General features: G+C 57.2%; 5 protein-coding genes. All 5 read left to right on the top strand.

All coding sequences use genetic code 11. The annotated features are described in order from the left end of the window. On the top strand, positions 1-1,680 hold a 1,680-nt coding region (locus BSU04_RS27715), incomplete at its 5' end, for a UPF0182 family protein (RefSeq protein ID WP_179258466.1). Between the two features lie 699 nt (positions 1,681-2,379). Beyond that, positions 2,380-3,225, top strand: a complete 846-nt coding sequence (locus BSU04_RS27710) for an HAD family hydrolase (protein WP_256983347.1) — start codon at positions 2,380-2,382, stop codon at positions 3,223-3,225. Continuing rightward, positions 3,222-5,528 (top strand): glycoside hydrolase family 65 protein, encoded by a 2,307-nt coding sequence (locus tag BSU04_RS27705; RefSeq protein WP_256983346.1) that lies wholly within the window; start codon positions 3,222-3,224, stop codon positions 5,526-5,528. The genes BSU04_RS27710 and BSU04_RS27705 overlap by 4 nt, the downstream gene beginning before the upstream one ends. After that, positions 5,525-5,686, top strand: coding sequence for a hypothetical protein (locus BSU04_RS46670; RefSeq protein WP_179258465.1), 162 nt, complete (start codon positions 5,525-5,527; stop codon positions 5,684-5,686). The genes BSU04_RS27705 and BSU04_RS46670 overlap by 4 nt, the downstream gene beginning before the upstream one ends. A 524-nt stretch (positions 5,687-6,210) precedes the next feature. Continuing rightward, positions 6,211-6,669: IS6 family transposase (locus BSU04_RS27700; RefSeq protein ID WP_144021371.1), on the top strand; the 459-nt coding region annotated here is incomplete at its 3' end.

Raw genomic sequence — 6,669 nt, 5'->3', positions numbered from 1 at the left:
AATATCGATACCGACCGCTATCACTTGGCGGATGGTTATCATCAGGTGATGCTTTCCACCCGCGAGCTTTCGCCGGAACTTCCCGCGAAAGCGCAAACCTGGGTCAACGAGTACCTGCAGTTCACGCATGGCTATGGCGCGGTCATGAACTTCGTTTCGAAGACGGTCGGGGGAGGGTTTCCGCGATACCTTCTTGAGAATGTCCCAGCCGAATCCGAGTTTGGCCTGTCCATCACTCAGCCTTCCATCTACTACGGACAATCGATGTCGGGGTACCGGATCGTGGCGACTGATATCAAGGAGTTCGACTACCCCAAGGGTAATGACAATGTTTACACCAGCTACAGCGGTAAGGGCGGAATACCGTTAAACAGTTTTTGGAAGAGGCTCTTGTTTGCTTGGACCAAAGCCGACGTCAACATTTTATTGACCTCTTATCTCAAGCCCGAAAGCCGAATTCAGATCCATAGAGACGTTAGCGAGCGCGTTGCACAGATCGCTCCGTTCTTGCGCCTCGACCATGATCCCTACGCCGTATTGAGCGCGGGTAAGCTGTACTGGATTCAAGACGCCTACACAGTCTCGAATTACTTTCCGTACGCGAATCCGGAGCAGACATCGCAGTATGAAACCGCTTTGGAGCGCAGCTTGGGCGTCGAAACGATGGGTGGAACTCGAGCGCCCGAGACAGCAGGGGCTGAGCCCCGCGCTACGGCGGGTTTTGACGGGCTGAATTACATCCGGAACTCGGTGAAGGTCGTCGTAGACATGTATGACGGAACCGTCCGCTTCTACGTCATGGATCCCAAGGATCCCGTCCTAGCTGTCTACCGGCAGGCGTTTCCTGGAGTTTTCAATGACCTAAGCGAGCTATCTGCGGATCTCAAGAATCACCTACGCTATCCAGAGGGTCTCTTCACCGTCCAAGCCGACCAATACAGGACTTTCCACATGACGGATCCCCAGGTCTTCTACAACCGGGAGGACCTTTGGACCGCCCCGATGGAAAAATACGCAGGTCAGACGCAACCTATGGAGCCCTATTACATCCTGATGAAGCTTCCTGGAAGCACCCAGCTTGAGTACCTGCTGATGACTCCTTTTACGCCGCAAAATCGGGACAACATGATCTCCTGGATGGCTGCCAGGTCTGATTTTCCCGAATACGGAAAAATGCTCTTTTATGAGCTTCCGAAGGAGAAGCTCATCTACGGACCCAATCAGGTCGAGGCGATGATCGATCAGAACACCACCATTTCTCAGCAGCTCACCCTCTGGAATCAACAAGGGTCGCGAGTGATTCGCGGGAAACTGATCGTGACGCCGATCGAGAATTCGTTCCTTTACGTGGTGCCCTTGTACATGACCGCCGAAGGCACGAACTTTCCACAACTGAAACGCGTCATCGCAGTTACGGCCGATAAGGTTGTGATGGCGCCAACGCTCGACGAGGCGCTCAATGGCCTCTTCGGTACCCAGGAACCTCAAGCGGTCACAACACAAGGGCATTCGACGCAAACGAGTAGCGCGACTGCGGAGGCGACCGCCGGCGAGGTTAACTCTAGCCAGGCCAGGATGCAATTTGATGAGGTACAGAAGGCCATGCAGCGCGGGGATTGGGACAAATTCGGCAAAGCGATGGGGGCGCTCAAACTACTGTTGGCCAAACCGCCAACGTAGATCGGCTGATCAAATAGATTGATATGGCGTCATTCAATTGGCGACGGTCATGCAGTCCGATCGTGCTGACCGAATCGAGTCGACGCTAGAGCACCGAATGCTGATGTCTCGATGCCGACACGCCTGGTTAATGTGTGAGCGATTTCAAGGCGTTTGCCAAAGAAGTCTTGTCCTAGTCGTAGGTCCAGTGTGCAGAGGGAGCACTGATCGCTACAGGCTCCGAGGGGATTCTGAAGGACACAACGACCGCAACTAGAACGCTGAAGGCGCAAGGCGCTATCGGCAACGACGGCAAAGCCGCAAGCCAGATATCTGAGGTTAACGGGGCGGTCAAATATCCCTAAAGCCGTGAAGGCGAACGTTGCCGGTTCGAGAGTCGCGAGTGCGGCCGTGCCACTTTCGTGTTCGCTCACACGACTGGTAGAGCTGCGGTCACCGCGCCGGGGCGGCGGAATTGATCTGTAATCTGTACGTCACCTGGCGACACTTGATACGGGTCTAACCGTGGTGTGGCTTTTCAAGTTCGATCGGCCCGGTCTGAGTAGTTTCCGAACCTGCCCTTTAGTGAGCGTCTGCCGGATACTTGAACGCAATGCAATCCCAGTTTCGCTTCTGCGACACGGTTTGAACCTCTCGGAGCAGATAGCCAGCGTCTGGTCACAGGTATGAAGACTTGGGAAATTTTTAATGGAGTTCAAAATGCGATTCGATGAATACGCGTTTTTCGATTCCATTGATGCTATGAATGCCGCTCATATGCGCACTCCCAGTCTCCCCCCTGTGTCGCGTCTGGTACCAACCATGACTAGTCTTCAATCGAAAACTTCCGGATTGGACGTTCCACAGATTCTTTCGGCCGCCATTTTTGATGTCGACGGGGTCCTGCTCGCATCTCCTCACGAGCGCGCGTGGCGAGAAGCGCTTGGCGGTTTTGCTGAGCCAGCGCTCTTTACCACGAAAATGTACCAATCTCAAGTGGCAGGCAAGCCGCGGCTCAGCGGCGCGCTATCGGCGCTGCAGGCCTTGGGCGTGCCTAATGCTGAAAAGCAGGCGAGTGCGTATGCGCAACGTAAGCAGGAGCGTTTGGAGGAATTGATTGACGCAGGGGCTGTAAGCGCATTCCCTGACGCAATCCGCTTTGTTAAGGCGATCATGGCATTGGGTTGGCCTATCGCCGTCGCATCATCCTCAAAGAATGCCAACGGTATGATGACGCGCGTCGCCTTAGACGAGCAACACACCCTGTTGGATGCCTTCGACGCCAACGTATGCGGCCGCGATTTGCGGGAGGGCAAACCGAACCCAGAGATCTTCCTGCTTGCTGCGGGCGAATTGCCTGCAGCACCTGCACACTGCTTTGTTGTCGAGGATGCTCCGGCAGGTGTCGAGGCTGCGCGAGCTGGCGGGATGGTGGCGCTGGGCGTGGCGCGGCTTGGTGACGCGGCCTCGCTCTGGCGTGCTGGTGCCACGCTGGTCGTGACCAGTCTGGACGAAGTCTCTATTGATAAGCTGTCTCGCGGGCAGCTTGACCGGGTGTCGATATGACCAGTGCCAGAACGATGGACCACGTTTTTACACCATCGGCAGATCCCAATTGGGTCATCTCAGAGGCGGGCTACGACTGCTTGCTTGAAATCAGCCGGGGGGTACGCTTTGCAATCAGCAACGGTTTCCTCGGAGTACGTGGCGCGCGAGCGATACATCGCGGCGGCCGATGGGTCGCCACGTCGCGCACGCTCGTTGCCGGGCTGTTCGACACAGCGGATGAAGAGGAGGCCATACCGGGTCTAGTCGCGACCCCCGATTGGCTTCAGATTCACATCCTTCTCGACGGAGAGCCACCGGTACACCGGCCCGGTGACGGCAAGTCGCAGCGCAGAATCCTCGACATGCACCGGGGGGCCGTAATCACAGAAAGACGTCTCTCGAACGCTTCTGACGTTGGTGTTCTTATAAGAAGCTTGCACCTCGCCTGCCTCAACCAACATGCAACCGCGCTGCAACTCATCCAGTTGGAGAACACGCGGGGCGAGGGCGAAGTGCAGATTGCGCTGAACGCTTCCTTTGAAGGCTTGGACATCGGCCTCTTACCCGATCGCATGGAGCAGGGCTTTGGCCTATGGCATGTGCTGGGTTCCGGCAAACGCCTAGCGATGGCCGCCGAATTGTCGCTGCGCGTCGATGGTCAGAAGGTTTCCCCGATGATATCTGGCCCGTTTAAATGGGCCTGGAGTTGGAAGTCCAAGCCAGGGCAGGTCGCTTGTTTCGAGCGGTTGGTGACAGTTGCGCGTGGCGACACCGATGACGCTGACCCTGGCAGCGATGCAAGGGATGCGCTTGCCGCTGCGCAGAGGCTAGGGTGGTCCGGTGTCGTGGCGGCGCATGAGGCGGCTTGGGCAAGTCGGTGGGACTGCAGCGCAGTCGAGGTCGAGGGTGATCCGGCCGCACAGCAGGCATTGCGATTCGCTCTCTATCACCTCAATGGCGCGGCTAACCCTGATGACGAACGCGTCTCGATTGCTGCGCGCGCTCTGACCGGTGACGATTACCACGGGCACGTGTTCTGGGACACGGAAATCTACCTGCTCCCTTTCTACATACTGACCTGGCCAGAAGCGGCACGGGCGCTCCTCATGTATCGCTTTAATACGCTTGATGGCGCTCGTGCGAAGGCGGCCGGATTGGGCTGGCGGGGTGCTCTTTACGCCTGGGAGTCGGCCGACACCGGTGCGGAGACCTGCCCCTCGCGCGCGCTCGGTCCGGATCGCAAGGTTATCGATGTCAATTGCGGCTTGCAAGAGCAGCACATCAGCGCGGACGTCGCCTATGCAGTCTGGCAATACTGGCAGGCGACCCGCGATGAGGTATTCCTGCGCGACGCAGGTGCCGAAATCCTTTTGGAAACCGCCCGGTTCTGGTCAAGCCGTGCGCAGCCGGAAGCGGACGGTCAATGCCACATTCGGGGCGTCATCGGGCCCGACGAATATCATGAGTCGATCGACGACAACGCTTTCACCAACGTTATGGCACGCTGGAACATCAGGCGAGCACTCGATGTGGCCGCGTTGTTGCTCGCCCGTTGGCCCGAGCGCTGGAAAAGCCTGTCGAGTCGGCTTGGCCTGGGCAATGCCGAGCTGGAGCAATGGCGGAGCGTTGCCGAAACGATAGCGACCGGCCTTGATCCCGGTACTGGACTTTTCGAGCAGTTCGCCGGCTTTTTCACGCTCGACGACATCGATCTGGCTAACTACGCCGGTCGGTCAGTGCCGCTCGACGTAGTGCTCGGGCGAGAGCGCACGCAAGCATCCCAAGTGGTCAAGCAGGCCGACGTGGTAGCGCTCCTGGCGTTGCTTCCGGACGAGTTTCCTCGCGACTCCGGTGAGAAGAACTTCGACTACTATGCTCCGCGCTGCGGCCATGGCAGTTCGTTGAGTCGCGCCATGCATGGGTTGGTCGCCGCCCGATTGGGTGACACAGACGCAGCCCTCGATTTTTTTCGCGAAGTTTCAGCGATCGATCTCGACGATAGTCAAGCGGCCGTTGAGGGTGGCGTCCATATCGCCGGTTTGGGGGGAATATGGTTGATGGCAGTATTCGGATTTGCGGGTCTGTCTCTGCACAGCGACTATTTGGCCGTGGACCCACGACTACCAGCCACATGGCGGAGCCTTTCCTTCGGCATACAGTGGCGTAGTCGTAGACTCAAGATCAGGATTGGGCGCACGACCGGAAGCCTAGAAGCGACGCTAGAAACAGGGGAGCCGATGAAGTTTGTCATTTGCGGCGGGGCATTCACGCTGAGCCGCGCAGAGAAGCTTAGCGTCCCGATGAAATTCGACAATACATGACTCATTTGCGGCAAGACCGGACGTGTAATCACGAAGTAAGTCGTAACTTCCGCGCCGTGATCATCGTTCTTCCGGAATACGGCTTGTCGTCGACGAACGCCGTGCGTACCTCGCTCGGCCGTGTCAGCGAACTGGACGATCAAGACGATACATCGTAGTTTTTTATTGTTTTCATTTCGATCGACTACCCGACTTCGCCCGATTGGATCTCGGTGACTTCGATTCCGTCCTGGGCCCGCGGCCGCTGGAACCGATTATCAGTATGATGGCGATGTCGTCCTACCACCGCGCAAGCTTACAAGCCCAAACCTGTGCGACCCGGTGAACCGCAGGTCTTCATGAGTAGATTCCGAGTCTAGCACCAGCGGTACTCCACCCCTAGGCTTGCTCATATTCCTGCAACGGCATCGCGGCTTGTCTGTCCATCAAAGCTGACCTACTGCGTATTTCGCGGAAGCTGGACACGCGTTTCGCGTGAAGGCGGAATCCTTGTCCAGCTTGGTGTGAAATACGCAGACCTACCGGGCCAACAGGATTTTCAACCCCGTGGCCGGCTTCGGCGAGTTGGCAGATTAGCCACTTTTATTGGTTTTGTCGCATTAACGCGGTCAAGTAAAATTCGTCTAGCGCAACGCATGACAAGCATGATGGCAAAGACGAAGCCGCCGCGCAAGACGCTGGCATTGGCAAAGTACTGAAGCGGCTGCACTACCCGCTGGACTTGATCCTACTGTGCGTCCGGTGGTACGTGGGGTACTCACTGAGCCGGCGTAACCTCGAGGAAATGACAGCCGAGCGGGGTATCGAGGTGGATCATTCGAGCGTGCACCGGTGGGTGATCAAGCTGGTGCCGGTGTTTGAAAAAGCATTTCGCAAACGCAAACGGCCTGTCGGCAAGAGCTGGCGCGTTGACGAGACCTACGTAAAGGTCAAAGGCCAATGGAAATACTTGTACCGTGCCGTCGACAAGGCGGGCAACACGGTGGATTTCCTACTGCGCGACCATCGTGATAACGCCGCTGCTCGCCGCTACTGCGAGAAGGCGATTGAACAGAACGGGGAGCCCGAGACAATTACCGTGGACAAGAGCGGCGCGAATCTGGCTGCACTTGAAGCGTTCAATGCCGAGCGTTTAACGCCG

The organism is Caballeronia sordidicola (assembly GCF_002220365.1).
GTDB classification, from domain to species: domain Bacteria; phylum Pseudomonadota; class Gammaproteobacteria; order Burkholderiales; family Burkholderiaceae; genus Caballeronia; species Caballeronia sordidicola_C.
This window is presented reverse-complemented; position numbering and strand designations above follow the sequence as displayed.